Annotated in this window: 14 protein-coding genes; 8 read left to right on the forward strand and 6 right to left on the reverse strand. The window is 71.4% G+C overall.

The window, feature by feature from the left end; translation table 11 throughout:
- Positions 1 to 2 precede the first annotated feature (2 nt).
- Genes BC793_RS18335 through BC793_RS18355 form a run of 4 tightly spaced genes read left to right on the forward strand, consistent with a single transcriptional unit; the run spans position 3 to position 3686 of the window.
- Entirely contained in the window at positions 3 to 992 is a 990-nt protein-coding gene (locus tag BC793_RS18335; RefSeq protein ID WP_109593766.1) for an ABC transporter permease, read from the forward strand.
- Positions 989 to 1867: an ABC transporter permease gene (locus tag BC793_RS18340; protein WP_109593768.1), complete on the forward strand. Its 879-nt coding sequence runs from the start codon at positions 989 to 991 to the stop codon at positions 1865 to 1867. The genes BC793_RS18335 and BC793_RS18340 overlap by 4 nt, the downstream gene beginning before the upstream one ends.
- Positions 1864 to 2880 carry an ABC transporter ATP-binding protein gene (locus BC793_RS51350; RefSeq protein WP_275416190.1) on the forward strand — a complete coding sequence of 339 codons (1017 nt, stop codon included), beginning with the start codon at positions 1864 to 1866 and terminating at the stop codon, positions 2878 to 2880. The genes BC793_RS18340 and BC793_RS51350 overlap by 4 nt, the downstream gene beginning before the upstream one ends.
- Entirely contained in the window at positions 2877 to 3686 is an 810-nt protein-coding gene (locus BC793_RS18355; protein WP_109593770.1) for an ABC transporter ATP-binding protein, read from the forward strand. Before BC793_RS51350 ends, BC793_RS18355 begins: the two co-directional genes overlap by 4 nt.
- Before the next feature lie 30 nt (positions 3687 to 3716).
- Here BC793_RS18355 and BC793_RS18360 read toward each other — a convergent pair whose 3' ends face one another.
- On the reverse strand, positions 3717 to 3983 hold the full coding sequence (locus tag BC793_RS18360) for a helix-turn-helix domain-containing protein (RefSeq protein ID WP_109593772.1): 267 nt from the start codon (positions 3981 to 3983) through the stop codon (positions 3717 to 3719).
- A 64-nt stretch (positions 3984 to 4047) separates the two neighbouring features.
- Here BC793_RS18360 and map point away from each other — a divergent pair, with 64 nt between their 5' ends.
- The gene (map, locus tag BC793_RS18365; protein ID WP_109593774.1) at positions 4048 to 4836 is read left to right on the forward strand and encodes a type I methionyl aminopeptidase; all 789 of its coding nucleotides are present in this window, start codon (positions 4048 to 4050) and stop codon (positions 4834 to 4836) included.
- Positions 4837 to 5173: 337 nt separating this feature from the next.
- Entirely contained in the window at positions 5174 to 5974 is an 801-nt protein-coding gene (locus BC793_RS18370; RefSeq protein ID WP_109593776.1) for an endonuclease/exonuclease/phosphatase family protein, read from the forward strand.
- Positions 5975 to 6433: 459 nt separating this feature from the next.
- Here BC793_RS18370 and BC793_RS18375 read toward each other — a convergent pair whose 3' ends face one another.
- The 5 genes from BC793_RS18375 to BC793_RS18400 all read right to left on the reverse strand — a co-directional run bounded on the left by BC793_RS18375 (position 6434) and on the right by BC793_RS18400 (position 13402).
- The gene (locus BC793_RS18375; protein ID WP_109593778.1) at positions 6434 to 7435 is read right to left on the reverse strand and encodes a HEAT repeat domain-containing protein; all 1002 of its coding nucleotides are present in this window, start codon (positions 7433 to 7435) and stop codon (positions 6434 to 6436) included.
- A 115-nt stretch (positions 7436 to 7550) separates the two neighbouring features.
- Entirely contained in the window at positions 7551 to 8189 is a 639-nt protein-coding gene (locus BC793_RS18380) for a HEAT repeat domain-containing protein (protein ID WP_109594032.1), read from the reverse strand.
- Between the two features lie 275 nt (positions 8190 to 8464).
- Complete coding sequence (locus BC793_RS18390) at positions 8465 to 9031, reverse strand: hypothetical protein (protein WP_239170074.1); 567 nt, start codon at positions 9029 to 9031, stop codon at positions 8465 to 8467.
- Between the two features lie 637 nt (positions 9032 to 9668).
- On the reverse strand, positions 9669 to 11273 hold the full coding sequence (locus tag BC793_RS52285; RefSeq protein WP_109593784.1) for an ROK family transcriptional regulator: 1605 nt from the start codon (positions 11271 to 11273) through the stop codon (positions 9669 to 9671).
- Positions 11270 to 13402 (reverse strand): alpha-galactosidase, encoded by a 2133-nt coding sequence (locus BC793_RS18400; protein WP_109593786.1) that lies wholly within the window; start codon positions 13400 to 13402, stop codon positions 11270 to 11272. The genes BC793_RS52285 and BC793_RS18400 overlap by 4 nt, the downstream gene beginning before the upstream one ends.
- A gap of 108 nt (positions 13403 to 13510) precedes the next feature.
- Between BC793_RS18400 and BC793_RS18405 the strand changes: the two genes are divergently transcribed.
- Both BC793_RS18405 and BC793_RS18410 read left to right on the forward strand, forming a co-directional pair.
- On the forward strand, positions 13511 to 15979 hold the full coding sequence (locus tag BC793_RS18405; RefSeq protein WP_109593788.1) for a glycoside hydrolase family 2 protein: 2469 nt from the start codon (positions 13511 to 13513) through the stop codon (positions 15977 to 15979).
- A complete protein-coding gene (locus tag BC793_RS18410; protein WP_109593790.1) occupies positions 15979 to 16821 on the forward strand; it encodes a LacI family DNA-binding transcriptional regulator in 843 nt (280 codons plus the stop codon). The genes BC793_RS18405 and BC793_RS18410 overlap by 1 nt, the downstream gene beginning before the upstream one ends.
- Positions 16822 to 16878 lie beyond the last annotated feature (57 nt).

Consider the following 16878-nt stretch of genomic DNA (forward strand, 5'->3'; position numbering starts at 1 on the left):
CCGTGCGCCACCTGCTCCGCAAACTCGGGTTCTACGTGGTCGCCCTCTGGGCGGCGCTGACCGTCAACTTCGCGATCCCGCGGATGATGCCCGGCGACCCCGTGGAGATCATGCTGTCCAAGATGGGCCAGAAGGGCCCGGTGACCGCGGAGACCCGCCGCGCCATCGAGGCCCTTCTGGGCGCCGACTCCAGCCGGCCGCTGTGGTCGCAGTACGCCGACTACCTGACCGGCCTGGCCCGTGGCGACCTGGGCGTGTCCCTGGTGTTCTTCCCCGCCCCGGTCACCTCGATCATCGGCCAGACCCTGCCGTGGACGATCGGGCTGATCGGCCTGGCCACCGTCATCTCGTTCGTGACCGGCGTGGGCCTGGGCACCCTCGCCGGCTGGAAACGCGGATCGTGGACGGACAACCTCATCCCGGTCACCACGATGTTCCAGTCCGTGCCGTACTTCTGGCTCGCCCTGATCCTGCTCTTCGTCTTCGGCAGCATCTGGCCGGTGTTCCCGCTCAACGGCGGCTACGACGTCTACGGGGTGACACCCGGCTGGAACGGGCCGTTCCTCGGCTCGGTCCTCTACTACGGCACCCTGCCCGCGCTCACCATCATCATCTCGTCGATCGGCGGCTGGATGCTCGGCATGCGCAACATGATGGTCTCCACGCTCTCCGAGGACTACATGCTCACCGCCGAGGCCAAAGGGCTCAGACCCGGAAGGATCATGAGACGGTACGCCGCCCGCAACGCGATCCTCCCGTCGATCTCCGGATTCGCCATCTCACTCGGCTTCGTCGTCGCCGGGTCGATCGTCACCGAGGCCGTCTTCTCCTACCCCGGCATCGGCTCCGCGCTGCTGCAGGCCGTCGGTGGCAACGACTACGCGCTCATGCAGGGCATCTTCCTGATCATCACGCTCTCGGTGCTCGGCGCGAACCTGCTCGTCGACCTGCTCTACTCGGTCATCGACCCGCGCACCCGGACCACCTCATGACCGGCAAACTCACCGCGGGGCTGGCCATCGCCGTACCGATCGTGCTGTTCGGGCTGCTCGGGCCACTACTCGTGCAGGACCCGTCCCGCGTCGACGACATCGGGCTCAGCGCACCCGGCGCCGGGCACCTGCTCGGCACCACCCAGACCGGACAGGACGTCTTCGCCCAGCTCGCGTACTCCACCCGCGGGTCCCTGATCGTCGGCGCCGTCGTGGGCGTGCTCACCCTCCTGCTGTCCGGGTTCTTCGGCATCGTCGGCGCCTACGCCGGAGGCTGGCTGGACGAGACGTTCTCCCTGGTCATCAACGTGATGCTGGTCATCCCGGGCCTGCCCGTGGTCATCGTGATCTCCGCGTACATGCCGGACCGGAGCCTGCTGCTCGTCTCGGTCGTCCTGGCGATCACCAGCTGGGCCGGGTCGGCGCGGGTGCTGCGCGGATCCACCCTCAGTCTGCGCAGCCGTGACTACGTGCTGGCGAGCCGCGTCGCGGGGGAGAAGCGGTGGCGGATCCTGCTGGTGGAGATCCTGCCCAACCTGGTCCCCCTGCTCGCCTCCCAGGTGGTGTTCGCGGTCATCTTCGCGATCCTCGGCGAGGCCGGGCTCTCCTACCTCGGGCTCGGCGCCAGCGGCACGTTCACCTGGGGAACCATGCTCTACTACGCCCAGAACGGGCTCGCGCTCCGCCTCGGCGCGTGGTGGTGGTTCGTACCGCCCGGTCTGCTCCTCGCGCTCTTCGGCGCGGCCCTCGCACTGATCAACTTCTCGATCGACGAGATCATCAATCCCCGGCTGCGCAGCCAGACGCGCGCCGCACGACGCGGCTGGCGCATGTCGCGGGAGCAGCTGCGCAAGGCCAAGGAGGCGACCCTGTGAGCCGGCCGGTGCTGACCGTCGAGAACTTCAGCGTCGACTATCTCGTGGACCCGGTCGTGCACGCGGTCCGGGACGTCTCCTTCACGCTGCGGCGGGGCGAGATCCTGGGCCTGGCCGGCGAGAGCGGGTGCGGCAAGAGCACCCTGGCGTACGGGATCGTCCGTCTCCTCAAGCCACCGGCCGCCATCGTCTCGGGGCGGGCGGTGTTCCACGCACCCTCCGCCGCCGCTCTCTCTTCGGGCGTCTCTCCCTCTTCGGTCGTTCCTCCTTCGGTCGCTCCTCCTTCGGTCTCTCCCTCTTCGGTCTCTGCTCCTTCGGTCTCTCCTCCCTCGGCCTCTCCCTCTTCGGTCGCTCCTCCTTCGGCCTCGCCTTCCTCGGGCTCCGTCTCCTCCGGCGGTGATGTCGACTGGGGGCGGCTGGGCGCGGAAGAGTTGCGGGCCGCGCGCTGGGATCGCATCTCGATGGTGTTCCAGGGGGCGATGAACTCGCTCAACCCGGTGATCTCGATCCGTGACCAGTTCGAGGACATCTTCCTGACGCACCGGCCACGGATGTCCCGCGGCGAACGGCGGCAGCGCTGCGGTGACCTGCTGGAACGGGTGGGCGTGGATCGTACCCGGCTGAGGTCCTATCCCCACGAACTCTCCGGCGGCATGCGGCAGCGGGTGATGATCGCGATGGCCATGGCCCTGGAACCACCGATCATGATCATGGATGAGCCGACCACCGCCCTCGACGTCGTGGTGCAGCGCGACATCCTCCGCGAGATCAGCCGGCTCCGCGACGAGCTGGGGTTCGCCGTCATCCTCATCACCCACGACCTGCCGCTGCTCCTGGAGATCAGCGACCGGATCGCGGTGATGCGGCACGGCGAGATCGTCGAACTCGGCGACGCGGCCCAGATTTACACCACGCCGCGACACCAGTACACCCGGCGGCTGCTGGCATCCTTTCCCAGCCTCACCGGCTCCCGCGGCGCCTTCGTCCGCGGCGCCACATTGGAAGCGTCATGACCCGCCTCGAGGTTCGTGGGCTCGTCAAGGAGTACCGGCTGCGGGACGGGTTCCGGTCCACCCGCCTGCGGGCCGTCGACGATGTCGGCTTCTCGCTCGACCACGGCCGGACCGTCGCGCTGGTCGGGCAGAGCGGCAGCGGCAAGTCGACCATCGCCCGGCTGCTGCTCCAGCTGGAACGCCCGACCGCCGGGGAGATCCTGCTCGACGGCCGGCCGGTCGCCCGCCGTGGGGCCGGGCTCACCCGCTACCGGCGGCTGGTCCAGATGGTCTTCCAGGATCCGTTCGCGTCCCTCAACCCGCACCACGACGTCGCCCACCACCTGGCCCGGCCGTTACGCCTGCACCACCCGGACCTGTCCCGCGCCGACATCGACGCCAGAATCCGCCACCTGCTGGAACGCGTACAGCTGGATCCCGGTCTGGCCGGCCGCCGCCCGCACGAGCTCTCCGGCGGCCAGCGGCAGCGTGTCGCCATCGCCCGCGCGCTGGCCCCGTCGCCGGGCATCCTGATCGCCGACGAGCCGGTCTCGATGCTCGACGTCTCGATCCGGCTCGGTGTGCTCAACCTGCTGGCCGATCTCCAGCGCGAGGAGGACCTGGGCGTCCTCTACATCACCCACGACCTGGCCACGGCCCGGCACTTCTCCGATGACATCCTGGTCATGTACCGCGGGCGGATCGTCGAGCACGGACCCGCCGACGAGGTGATCCTCAACCCGAAGCATGAGTACACCCGGTTGCTCGCCGACGCGACACCGAACCCGGAACGGCGGTTCGGCGAGGAATCCCGGACGCCCGGCTGACCCGCCCGGGCGGGGGTTGGTCGGCCGGCCTCAGGATGCCTGGCTGATCAGGGTGTCTGCCAGCCAGACGTCGGCCAGGTCGGCGAGCGGGATGTTCAGGGCCTGGCTGAGGCAGACGACGGTGCCGAACGCCGGTGCGGGCAGGCGGCCCGTCTCGATCTTGCGGAGTGTCTCGGGGGAGATGCCGGCTGCCAGGGCCACCTCGACCAGGCTGCGCCGCCCCCGCGCGGCCCGGAGCGCGGCACCGAGACGCCGGCCGGCGGCGATCTGTTCGGCGGTGAGCGGTTGGCGAACCATGCCCGCAGAATAGCCTCCTCAGCTGCGTGGTATAAAAATACCGCCACAGGAGAGGGAGGCTGTCGTGATCGAGCTCAAGTCCGCCGAGGAGATCGGCCGGATGGCGGTGGCCGGCCAGTTCGTCGGCGAACTGCTCGCCGAGTTGAAGGATGTCGCCGCGGTCGGCGTCAACCTGATGGACATCGAGCACCACGCCCGCCGCCGGATCAAGGAGCGCGGCGCCGAGTCGTGCTACTGGGACTACGCCCCGTCGTTCGGCCGCGGCCCGTTCCGTAACGTGCTGTGCCTGTCGGTCAACGACGCCGTCCTGCACGGCCTGCCGCACGACTACGTTCTGCGCGACGGCGACCTGGTCAGCATCGACATGGCGGTCGGCATCGACGGCTGGGTCGCCGACTCGGCGCTCTCGGTCATCGTCGGCACCCCCGACCCGGCCGACCTGAAGCTCATCGAGGCCACCGAGGTCGCCCTCGAAGCGGGCATCGCCGCAGCCCAGCCCGGCGGTCGTCTGGGCGACGTGTCCGCGGCGATCGGCGAGGTCGCCCGCTCCTACGGGTACGGCGTCAACGGCGAGTTCGGCGGCCACGGCATCGGTCGCACCATGCACGAGGACCCGCATGTGGCCAACAGCGGCCGGCCCCGGCGCGGCATGCGGCTCGACCCCGGGCTCACGATCGCGATCGAGCCCTGGTTCTGCCGCTCCACCGACAAGATCAAGTTCGACGAGGACGGGTGGACGATCCGCTCCGCGGACGGCTCCCGTACGGCCCACTCCGAGCACACGGTCGCCATCACCGCCACCGGCCCGCAGGTCCTGACCCGCCGCCCCGCGCACGTCCCCGCCTCCGCCTGAGCCGCCGTCCCGCCGCCGCTTCCGGTCCACGTCCCCGCCGCCGAGCATGTCCCGGCACCCGTGTGATCCGCCGCCCCGCGCTCCGTCCACGTCCGCGCCGTCCACCGCGCCCGTCCACGTCCCGCGCCGTCCAGCACGTCTCGGCTTCCGTCTGATCCGCCGTCCCGCTCGTCTTCGGCCTTCGCCAGACCGCGCTCGCCGTGCCGGGCCGGGCCGGCGGGACTACGTTGGACAGGGTGAGTGGTTTCTCCCGGACTGACCATCAACCCGCCCGGACTGACCGTTCGCCCGCGAACCGGTCGGCGCCCGACGCCGTCCCCGCTTTTCCGGGGCAGCCATGACGACGTCGATCAACGCGATCCGGGTGATGACATGGAACCTCTGGTGGCGGTTCGGGCCGGACCGGCGGGCCGCCATCCAAGCCGTCCTCGACGAGTGGCGCCCTGATGTGCTGGCGTTACAGGAGGTGTGGGCCGGCGACGGCACGAGCCAGGCCGCCGAGTTGGCGGACGCGCTCGGCATGCACGCCGTGTTCGCGGCGCCGTCCTATCCGGCCGCACCGCCGGACCAGGAGTTCGAGCTGGGGATCGCGGTGCTCAGCCGGTGGCCGATTCTGTACAGCGCCACCCATGTGCTGCCGGCTCGCCACCGGAGCTGGGATCCGGTGGCACTGACGGTTCGCGCCGACCATCCGGCCGGCCCGTTGCCGGTGGTCGCGGCCTGTCTGGAGCACGCCGTCGTCTACACCGACGACCGTATCGCGCAGGGCGCGTTCGTTGCCGATCTGGCCACCGATCCCCGATTCGACGGGCCCTGTCCGGTCCTGCTGGCCGGCGACCTGAACGCCGCCGTGGACAGCCCGGTCCTCCGGCCGGTGCGGGACGTGCTCGTCGACGCCTGGACCGCCGGACGGGGTGCGCCGGACGCGGTGACCCTGCCGTCCAGCCACCCGTCCGCGCCGTTGGAGGCTGGTCCGCAGCTGATCGACCAGCGCATCGATCATGTCTTCTTCCGTGCCGGACGCGAGAACCAGCACGTCGTGGTCGACGCGGTGCGGCTGGCCGGCGGCGATCCGGTCGGCGGCGTTCACCCCTCGGACCACCGGGCGGTGGTCGTCGACCTGCACTGGGCGGGCTGACGCCCCGTCGCCGTCACCCGGCGCGGCGAGGCGGGCTGGCTCGGCGCGACTCGATGTCTGTCCGAACACCGATGCCGACCAGTCGCCGACGGTCCTTACTTTTGACCTGATTGCGGGCCTTGTGCCGCTCGGCGTCGAAGTTCGGTGGCTGGCCACCACGCGAGCCGCCCGCTCGCTGCGCGTCATCACGTTCCGGAACCGTGTGCGGGATTCTGCGGCCCGCAGCGACATGTCCTTCCCAGGAGAAAGTCGATCATCCGCCCGTGGGTTGTGGCTGCTTCCCCGGCCCCGGAAGCAGCCATAGCCCATAGGCGGCCTCCCAGAACCGCAGAAGATGATCGCCCGCCTATGCGAACTTGCTCCTACCGGCCGGCCTCCGCGCGAAGGAGGGCGCTGCCGGACCGACGTCCTCAACCGGTGCGATCGATGGTTGTCGGTGTGGGGGCGGTCGGTGGGGCGTCACCGTTTGGTTCGCCGGTCGAGGAGGTACGCGGCGGTCACCGCGACACCACGGTCCGCGTCGTCGGACAGCTTCTCCAACGTTCGCGTCGCCGTGGTTCCGGGGATGTCGGCGAGGGCCTGGGTGATGCGGCGGCGGGCGGGCGCGGCGATGTCACCGGGGGAGAGGCGGCCGGCCAGCCCGGTGGCGATGCGTTCGGCCAGTGCGGGATCGTTCGCCAGCACGCTCAGGGCGTCGGCGGCGTCCACGTCGTTCACCTCGTCGACGATCATGTCGATAAGCGTCGGGATGGTGTCGGCCACTCCCCGCGTCCCGAGAATCATGGCGGCGTACCGGCGTACCCCGATGTCGGTGTTCGTCAAAGCGTCGTGCAGCAGCGCCGTCGCCGTGTCGGTGGGGATCTCGGCGAGTGCGTGCACGGCACGTTTGCGCACCTCGGGCCGCGGTGAGTGCAGGCCCTCGGCGAGCAGTGCGGGCCCGCTGTCGCCGGACTGCGCCAGAGCCCAGCGGAGGGCTCCGGCCACGTTCGGATCGGTCTCGTTCAGGGCCGCCTCGACCAGGGCCTCCACCGGTGCCGGCGTGGTCTCGGTGGCGAGGGCCGCTCGCTGGCGCCGCTCCGGGCTGTCCGAGCCGAGGGCGTGCAGCAGTGCGACGACCTGGAGTACGTCCGGCCACCCGGACGGTTCCGCGTCACCGATGCGGCGGAGCCGGGTGAGCAGCTCCGTCTCCCTGGCGATCCGTTCCCGGGTCCGGCGGATCAGGTCGTCGACCAGCCCGGACGGGGTGAAACCCGGATCCTCCAGAGCCCGTTTGACGTCCCGCAGCGACAGCCCCAGCGAGCGGAGGCTCTCGACGTGGAAGATCCGCCGGATGTCCTCGTCGGCGTACTCCCGGTAGCCGGCATGACTGCGGCCGGTCGGCTGCACGAGCCCCAGCGACTCGTAGTGCCGCAGCATCCGGGCACTGACCCCGGACCGCCGCGCCACCTCACCGATCAGCACGGGCACCCGCCCCGGTCCATTTCCGTCACCCCATCGATCAGTACGGCACCGTCCGTCACCGCTCCTGCGCGTCCGTCACCGCTTCCGCGCGTCCGTCACTGCTCCCGCGCGTCCGTCACTGCTCCCGCGCGTCCGGACCGAGGGCGACGATGCGTTTCGCCTCCTCGACGGCGAGCTCGAATCCGGCCTCCGGGTCGTGCAGCAGCCGTCGTGTCGCGATCGCGTGCTGAACCACAGGGGGCTCGGCGCTCCTCATCGCGGCCTCCAGGACCGGCACGATTGTCTCACCGAGCCCGGTCAGTGCCCGGCTCAGACTCAACCGCGTCGCCCGGTCGCCTCGCCCGAGCTGGGACGCCAGTACTTCGGCCAGCTGCGGCTTCTCGTCCTCCGGCACAAGGGCGACCGCCGTGCGCCAGGCGGTCCGGGCCACCCCGTCGTCGGCGTCGGTCAGCAACTCCCGGGTGATGGCCGGCCACGCGGACCGGTCCCCGAGCTTGGATAGCGTGTGCAGAGCCTGGCTGCGCGCCTGCGGGTTCGCCGACCGCAGCGCACCGACGAGCCGCGGAACCGTGGCCGTCACCGGATGCCGGGTGATCGCCCACGTCAGCATGTCCCGCACGTAGAAGTCGGGCTCGACCGCGCACCGTTCGATGAGGCTGTCGACATACCCCGGGTCCGGGGCGGTGCCGATCGCCATGACGGCCTTCAGCCGTACCGACGAGTTCGTGTTCTCCAGACCCTGGAGAGCCTGCATGATCACCGGGATCACCTCCACGGCCCAGTGAAGGGCTTGTCACAGTGTCAAGGTCAAGCCTCGATGCTTCCTGGCCTCGCCGCATTCCTCGGCTTGGAGGTATTCCTCCTGGTCAACGGCATCGTCATCGGCATGAGCAGCAGCCGGCCGACGGCCGGGCGCCTGCTCTTCAAGGTGCACCGGAAGAATATCGGCGCCGTCCCGACGGCGCCCCGCTCAAGCCGGGCGCAGGCCCGGCTGCGTGAGCCCGTCGAGGTGGAAAGTGGTGCGGGGCGTCAGGTGATGACCTTGTCGCGGGTGCCGCGGGCCTGGAGCAGGCCGGCCGCGGCGGCGCCGTAGAGACAGAAACCCGAGCCGACGCCTGCAATCAGGGCGACTGTGGCGGGGGAAGCGCCGAAAGCATTCGCCACGAAGCCGAGCAAGCCCAAAACGGTCATCGCGGCGCCCAGCCAGTGGAACAGGGACATGCCCCAGGCCCACGCGAGAGCGAAGAAGTGGGTGCCGACCACGACGGCGACCCAGGCGATGGCGATCTCCGGGCGCTCCAGCACTGTGTTGATCACGTAGAGGCCGCCGAACAGGGCGATCGCCTCGGCGACGACGATCAGCCAGTAGCGGCGGTCCTGGAAGCCGCCGCCGGCCGACGGGCCGGGTGGTCCGTTACGGGCCCGCCCGAACAGCACGATCAGCAGTGCCGCCGCGATCACCACTCCGGTTGCCCGGATCACCAGTGGCCACGGTGCGGCGAGGCCGCCACTGTTCACCATCACGAACACCGTGCCGAACGAGATCGCGACCAGCGATCCGATTACCAGGCCGTCATGCCGTCGAGTCCCCGTCATGATCGCGGATTCTATCGACGACCGTCACGGCGGTGGGGGATTTGATAGGTCGGTGTTGATGTCTTCGACGTGTGGGCCCCGGGATGGCACCACCGCTGGTGGGTGCCCATGCTCGAGCCTGTCCCGCAGTTCCGGACTTGTGTCGCGCCGTCTTCGACTTCGGCAGTTCCAAGTCGCTTTCGGGGTGGTGTCTCGTGCCTACGTGCGGAGTCGCGGTGCGTGTGGCGGTGAGGTGCACAGGTGTGGCGATTCCTGCCCGCACAATAGGGCGGCCCGGCGCCGGTAGCGGCTGCTTGGCTGGGCCAGTGGTCCGCGAGCGACGACCGGAGCCCACGCAACGCTTGTGTGGGCTGCTGTCATCGCCCCTACGCGGTTGAACGCCCACGATGTGCCGACTGTGTGCGCCTGTGTATGCCAGGGCGTAGCAGGAGCCCACGTTCATTGATTGTGTGCGCTGACCAACGTCGCCAGCGCTGCCGTCGTGACCGGGGCACGTCGATCATCTCGGCCAGCATCGGCGTAAAGCGGTGGTGCGGCGGCGGTCGGACGCGGTGGAATCGGTGGGCTGCCAGGCGTCGTCGTCGAGGGCGTCGGACGCCGACGTGCCGGGCAGCCGTGCGGGTGGCTGACTCCGTTGTCAGCGGCGCAAGTGGGACTGGAGGACCAGGGCAGCGGCGCCGGTCGCCGAGGCGGTGGCCGCAGCCAGGGAGACGGTGACCGTTACTGATCGGCGCCACGTCTTGGTGTCGGCGGGGGCCACGCGGCGCATGATCGCCGGGCCGTAGACGAACGACGCCGCAGCGAAACCGGGGCCGGTCAGCACCACCAGGTCGACGTCGAGGAGGTTCACGACCGATTCGGCGGCTGCTGCCACGTACCGGGCGGAGTCTTCGAGAAGGGCCAGGCAACGGGGGGCGCCGGCTCGTGCTGCCCGGGCCACCGCGGCGAAGTCTGCGGCGACGCCGCGGCCGGTGGTGTTGCCGAGGCCGGCTTCGGCCAGTGCGGCCGGGTCGGATCGGGCGGCGACCACCACGGTCCGCGGACCGGCCAGGATCTCCAGGCAGCCGCGGCTTCCGCACCAGCAGGGCGGGCCGTCGATCTGGACGCAGACGTGGCCGAACTCGCCGGCGGCGCCGTGCCCGCCGCGCATCGCCCGGCCCTCGGCGACGATCCCGGCGCCGATGCCACTGCCCATGTAGAGGGCGGCGAAGGCTCGTTCGGGGCCGACCCGGGCCACCCAGTACTCGCCGACGGCCGCGGCGGTGGCGTCGTTCTCGACCAGGACCGGCCAGCCGGTCTCCTCGGCGAGCCTGCGGCCGAGTCGGTCGGCGTCCCAGTCGCGCAAATGGGGTGGCGAGTCCCAGCCGGGCGGAAGGCCACCGGCGGGCGCGGGCCAGACGACGCCGATGCCGAGGCAGCGGACCGGATCCACTCCGGACCCGGCGAGCAGCGTGCTGATGCCCTCGACGAGATGGGCGAGCAGGTCATCGGTGAGCGACCCGGCGGCCGAGACCGCGGCACCCGGGAAGCCGGCGGAGGAGTTGGCGGCTGAGGCTGCGGCACCCGGGAAATCGGCGGATGAGCCGGCGGCGGAGGCCGCGGCGCCCGGGAAACCGGCGGAAGAGCCGACGGTGGAGGCCGCGGAACTGGGGAACCCGGCGAAGGTCCCGGCGGTCGCGGACGGAAGGCCGTCGGATCCGCCAACTGTGGCCGGGCGGTCGGCCGGGGTGGGACCGGGCATGGGAAGAAGGCCGGCGGTGGCGGTGGGCGGAACGCCGCCGGCGTGCGCCGGCGAGAGGTCGCCACCGTGGGCGGCCCGGTGGTCGCCACCGTGGGCGGCGCGGTGGTCACCGGAGGGCGGCGGAGCGTCGCCGGGGCGTGCGGCGGGGGCGGGCCGGGCCAGTCGGGAGATGACGCCGCCGGTCTGGCCGGTGAGGACGAAGGTGGTCACGTCACGGTCGAGGTGGACGCCGACGGCCAGGCGGGCGGCCGGGTCGAGGCGCAGCAGGGTGCGGGGTTTGCCGCCGGTGGGGGTGCGGCCGGTCTCGACGACCAGGCCCTCGTCGAGCAGGCGGCGGACGGTCATCGACACGGCGGCCTCGGTGAGGCCGGTGACGGCGGCCAGTTCGACCCGGCTGAGCTGCTCGGACGCGCGGATGGCGTCGAGGATGCTCTCGCGGGCGGCGGGCCGGCGGCCTCGGCCCGGGCGGCTCGGTGCCGGTTCGCCGACCGTTTCCCTCACTCAGCCACCTCGGTCGGGGTCACGCGGACGAGCAGGACACGGTCGGGATAGAGCACCGGCAGCCGGAGCCCGGAGGAACCCAGCGCGCGCCCGCTGAGGCGGACGCCGTGCGGCGTGCACCAGGGTAGCGCAGCGCCCCAGGCTGCGGCGTTGCCGTCGGGGACGTCGCCGGGTGGCTGCGGGCGGACGTGATGGACGCGGTCCGGGTCGAGGCCGGGCAGGGTCACGACACCGGGTGGGTACGACACACTGGTCGCCGTCGCGGTCACGGCGAACAGGGCGTCGGACTCGCCGACCACGCCGGTCAGCGTGTAGGCGGGATCGGTCACGTCCCCGTGTACGAGCGTGCCCGTGTGCAGCAGGCCACGCACCTCTTTGTAGAGGGCGACCCAGGCCGCCAGGTCCGCGATCTCATCGTCGGAAACAACCGACAGATCCCATTCGATGCCGAAGTGCCCGAAGAGGGCGGCGGCGGCTCGCGTGGAGAGCGGCAGTGTCCGCCGGGTGGTGTGCGACGTCGCCGCCCCCACATGCGAACCGATCAGCTCCAACGGCACCAGCAGTGACGTCCATCGCTGGATCATGACCCGCTCGTGGGCGTCGATGCAGTCCGACGCCCAGATCCGGTCGGTGCGCTCCAGGATCTCCAGATCGACCCGTCCGCCACCGGACGAGCAGGATTCGATCTCCACCCCGGGATGCCGGGCCCGCAGTTCGTCGAGCAGCCGGTAGACGGCGAGCGTCTGGTCGTGCACCCCGGCGCGCCCGCTACCGGGATGCCCGGCCTCGACCAGATCCCGGTTGTGGTCCCACTTGAGACAGGCGATGTCGTTCTCGGTCAGCAGGGCGTCGAGGCGGCCGAGCACGTACGCGTACGCCGCGGGGTTGTGCAGATCGACGACCTGCTGTGACCTCGCGGCCGGGGGCAGACGGTGACCGACGCCCATGATCCAGTCCGGGTGTGCCCGCGCCAGATCCGAGTCCGGGTTGACCATCTCCGGTTCCACCCACAGGCCGAACTCCATGCCCAAGTCCCGCACGATCCGGATCAGCGGCCCGAGTCCGTCCGGCCACACCTGGGCCGACACGGTCCAGTCGCCGAGCCCGGAGGTGTCGTCGCGCCGCGACCCGAACCATCCGTCGTCCAGTACGAACCGCTCCGCCCCGACGGCCGCCGCGGCCCGGGCCAGGGCGGTCAGCCGTGGCAGGTCGTGATCGAAGTAGACGGCCTCCCACGTGTTCACGACGACCGGCCGCGGCCGCGTGGGATGATGCGGACGAGACCGCAGATACGTGTGGAACCGCTCCGACATCGAGTCGAGCCCGGCCGCCCCGAACGCCCCGTAGACCCACGGCGACGTGTACGACTCACCGGCACCGAGCCCGACCTCGCCCGGCAGCAGCAATTCGCCACCACCCAGCGCGGAATGCCCGTGATAGTTGCGCTCCGCAACGGTCCGCGCCCCACCGGAGAACGCCGTGTGCACACCCCAGACCTGCCCCGACCGGTTCGCGAAGCCCGCGGTCCCGGCGCACAGCACATACGCGGAGTCGTATCCGGTGCGCCCGGTCCGGTTCTCCCGCAGCCGCAGCCCGTGCGTGAACGCGGTCCGCTGCGGCGCCCGTTCGCGCAGGTGGTGCCCGGTGAAGTCGAGCAATTCCGTGGCGTCGGCCGGAACCGGGAGGAACACCGTCAGATGCTCCAGCCAATAGGTTCCTGGCGCCACGTTCGTCAGCCGCGCGCGAGCGCGCAACACCCCACCGGCCAGCAGCTCCAGGTCGACGGTGAGCGCAAGGCCCGCTTCCCGATCACGACCATGGATCTGTACGGCCACCGCACTCCGATCGATGCCGGTGACCTGGAACGCGCTCGACCATGCGCGACCGTCCCGGTGCCCGGCGAGTCCGGGATGCCCCAGCCATCCGGCCGACTGCTCGGGGATCATCGACACCCGGACCGCCCCGTCGGCGGAGAATCCGATCGGTTGCGGCGCCGCGGCCAGCGCCACCGCCGCGAGGTCGACCTCGCCGAGGGCCGCTCCCCAGTGCACGATCGACGGTAGTGCCGGCCCGCGACAGTCGAGCACCACACTCACGCCGTCGCTGCTCAGATGGACGAAATCGGCCACCCGTACCTCCGCTCCGCCCGCGTTGACGGACTTCGTTCAGTTGCTTAAGAATGTGGTAGCCCCGGCGCGGCGGCAACCCCCGACCCACTCGACAGGGAGCTTCCCGACATGCTCAAGACCGACCTGCACACCGGCTGGACCGTCCGGGCCGCCGGTGGACCGGTCCCGCCGGAGATCGCCGCCGCCCCGGTGCCCGCAACCGTCCCCGGCACCGTGCACACCGACCTGCTCGACGCCGGCCTGATCCCCGACCCGTATCTGGGCGGCAACGAGGCCGGCTCGACCTGGTTCCACCGCAGTGCCTGGCGGTACGACACCACGGTCACCGCCGACCCGGCCGGGCCCGGCGAGCGGGTCGACCTCGTCTTCGACGGCCTCGACACCGTCGCCACCGTCACCCTCGGTGACGAGGAGCTGGGCCGGACCGCCAACATGCACCGCGGCTACCGCTTCGACGTCCGGCACCTGCTCACCGGCGGCGCGGTCCCGCTCAGCGTCCGCTTCGACCCGGCCCTGGAGTATGCCGAGCAGATCGAGGAGCAGCTCGGCAGCCGGCCCCGCCCGTACCCGCATCCGTTCAACGCGGTCCGCAAGATGGCCTGCTCGTTCGGCTGGGACTGGGGCCCCGACCTGCAGACCGCCGGCATCTGGAGGGGCGTGCGCCTGGAACGCTGGCACACCGCCCGGCTCGCCGGGGTCCGCCCGCTGGCCACCCTCGACCCGGACGGCCGCACCGGACGGCTGAGCGTGCACGTCACCGTCGAACGCGCCGCCGACGAGGAGCTCCGGGTCGAGCTGACGGCCGGTTTCCTGCGCGCCGAGGCGGTCATCCCGCCGGGCTCCGACCGTACCGTCCTCGCCCTGGAGGTCCCCGGCGCACCGGTCTGGTGGCCGGCCGGACACGGTGACCAGCCGCTCACCGACGTCGCCGTCACCCTGTCCAGCGGTTCCGAGCGCCTCGACACGCATGCGACACGGGTCGGCTTCCGGTCCGTGCGCCTCGACGAGACGCCCGACGAGCACGGCAGCAGGTTCACCCTGGTCGTCAACGAGCGGGAGATCTTCGTCCGCGGCCTCAACTGGATCCCCGAGGATCACCTGCTCACCCGGATCACCCGCGCGAGTCTCGAGGCGGCCGTCGACCGGGCCGTCGCGGCGAACGCCAACCTGCTGCGCATCTGGGGCGGCGGCATCTGGGAGTCCGACGACTTCTACGACGTCTGCGACGAACGCGGTGTCCTCGTCTGGCAGGACTTCCCGCTGGCCTGCGCCGCCTACAGCGAGGAGGAGCCGATTCGCTCCGAGATCCTCGCCGAGGCCCGGGAGAACGTGACCCGCCTCGTCCCGCACCCGTCGCTGATCCTGTGGAACGGCGGCAACGAGAACATCTGGGGCCACGAGGACTGGGACTGGAAGGCCGACCTGGACGGGAAGACCTGGGGCGCCCGCTACTACTACGAGGACTTCCCGGCGCTGCTGGCCGAACTCGACCCGACCCGGCCCTACCACCCGGGCAGCCCGTCCAGTCCCGGCCACGACCCCGAGGTCGTGCACCCGAACGACGACCGCCACGGCACCCGGCACGAGTGGGACGCGTGGAACCGGGAGGACTACACGTACCACGACAACTTCGTGCCCCGGTTCTGCTCCGAGTTCGGCTGGCAGGCGCCGCCCACCTGGGCCACGCTGACCTCGGCGATCGCCCCGGAGGACCTGCGCAAGGACTCGCCGGTGTTCCTGCTGCACCAGAAGGCCGAGGACGGCAACGGCAAACTCGACCGGGGGCTCGCCCACCACATGCGGGTGCCCACCGAGTTCGGCGACTGGCACTGGGCCACCCAGCTCAACCAGGCGCGGGCCACGGCGTACGCGGTGGAGCATCTGCGCAGTCACGCTCCGCGGACCATGGGCAGCATCATCTGGCAGCTCAACGACTGCTGGCCGGTCACCTCGTGGGCCGTCGTGGACGGGCACGGGCGACTCAAACCGGCGTGGTTCGCGCTGCGCCGGGCGTACGCGCCGGTGGTGCTCTCGATCCGTGAGCGGGACGGCCGCACCGTCCTCGCCGTGATCAACGACCGTGCCGAACCGTGGCGCGAGAGCGCCCGGCTGCGCCGCCTGCGCTTCGACGGCACCGTCCTGGCCGAGACCACCCGCGACGTGGAGGTGGCACCCCGCTCGGTCGCGCTGATCGACCTCGACCCCGCCCTGCTGGCGGTGTCCGAAACCGATCGGGAGGTGCTGGTCGCCGACGCCGGTGGCCTGCGCGCCGTCCACCTGTTCGCCGAGGATTCCGGGCTGCGCTACGACCCGGCCGCGGTCCGGGCGCACACCGTCGCCGTCGAGGGCGGATACTCGGTCACCGTGACCGCCGCCTCGTTCGCCCGCGACATCGCCGTCCTCGCCGACCGGGTCGCGCCCGACGCCGTCGTCGACGACATGCTGATCGACCTGCTGCCCGGGGAGACCCACACGTTCACCGTCCACACCGCCGCCACCGTCGACGGCGAGGTCTTCAGCGCCCCCGAGGTGCTGCGCTCGGCGAACGCGCTCACCCTGCCGGCCAAGGTCGGCTGATGCCCGCTCCGGGTGGCCTGATCGGGCTCGTCCTCACCGGCAGCACCGCCCGGATCGGCGTCGAACCGTTCATCATGGAGCTGATCGCCGGCATGGAGGAGGCGCTGTCCCCGCACGGCGCCACCGTCCTGCTCGTCGTCGTCCCCGATCTCGCCGCCGAACTCGACACCTACCGGCGGTGGGCCGGCGACCGGACCGTGCAGGCGGTCGTCGTCGTCAACCTCGTCCACGGCGACACCCGGCCCGGCCGTCTCGCCGGGCTGGGCCTGCCGGCCGTGCTCGCCGGGCGGGCCGACGCACCGCGGTTCTCCCGGGTCGTCACCGACGACGCCGGCGCCACCGCCGCCGCGGTCGAGATGCTCGCCGGCCTCGGGCACCGGGTCGTCGGCCGGGTCAGCGGCCCCGCCGACCTCGTGCACACCGCCGAACGGACCGCCGGCATGCACACCGCGGCCGCCCGGCACGACGTGCTGGTGCACATCGTCGAAGGCGACTACGGACCCGAGGCCGGGGTACGGGGAGTCCGCGCCCTGCTCGACGCGGATCCACCCCCGACCGCCGTGGTGTTCGACAACGACGTGATGGCCGTCGCCGCCGAACAGGAGCTGATCCGTGCCGGGGTCAGTGTCCCCGGCGGGCTCAGCCTGCTCGTGCACGACGACTCACCGCTGTGCGAACTCGCCGTCCCACCGCTGTCGGCGCTCAGCATCGACGTGCACGAACACGGGCTCACCGTCGGCCGGGCCGTGGTGGCCGCCCTCGACGGCGCCGAACCGGCCGAATACCCGGGACCGCCGATCCGTGTCCTGCGGCGGGAGAGCACCGGGCCCGCCCCGTCATAACCGCCGCCACCTCGGTGAACCCGTGGCGGCGGTAGAAACGCCGGGCCCGGACATCGT

Origin of the sequence: Actinoplanes xinjiangensis, from assembly GCF_003148685.1 — a bacterium.
Classification (GTDB): domain Bacteria; phylum Actinomycetota; class Actinomycetes; order Mycobacteriales; family Micromonosporaceae; genus Actinoplanes; species Actinoplanes xinjiangensis.

Coding starts and splice junctions, on each gene's coding strand:
- BC793_RS18340 (WP_109593768.1), top strand. CDS start 989: ATGACCGGCAAACTCACCGCGGGGCTGGCCATCGCCGTACCGATCGTG.
- BC793_RS18355 (WP_109593770.1), top strand. CDS start 2,877: ATGACCCGCCTCGAGGTTCGTGGGCTCGTCAAGGAGTACCGGCTGCGG.
- BC793_RS18360 (WP_109593772.1), bottom strand. CDS start 3,983: ATGGTTCGCCAACCGCTCACCGCCGAACAGATCGCCGCCGGCCGGCGT.
- BC793_RS18370 (WP_109593776.1), top strand. CDS start 5,174: ATGACGACGTCGATCAACGCGATCCGGGTGATGACATGGAACCTCTGG.
- BC793_RS18380 (WP_109594032.1), bottom strand. CDS start 8,189: ATGCAGGCTCTCCAGGGTCTGGAGAACACGAACTCGTCGGTACGGCTG.
- BC793_RS18390 (WP_239170074.1), bottom strand. CDS start 9,031: ATGACGGGGACTCGACGGCATGACGGCCTGGTAATCGGATCGCTGGTC.
- BC793_RS18405 (WP_109593788.1), top strand. CDS start 13,511: ATGCTCAAGACCGACCTGCACACCGGCTGGACCGTCCGGGCCGCCGGT.
- BC793_RS18410 (WP_109593790.1), top strand. CDS start 15,979: ATGCCCGCTCCGGGTGGCCTGATCGGGCTCGTCCTCACCGGCAGCACC.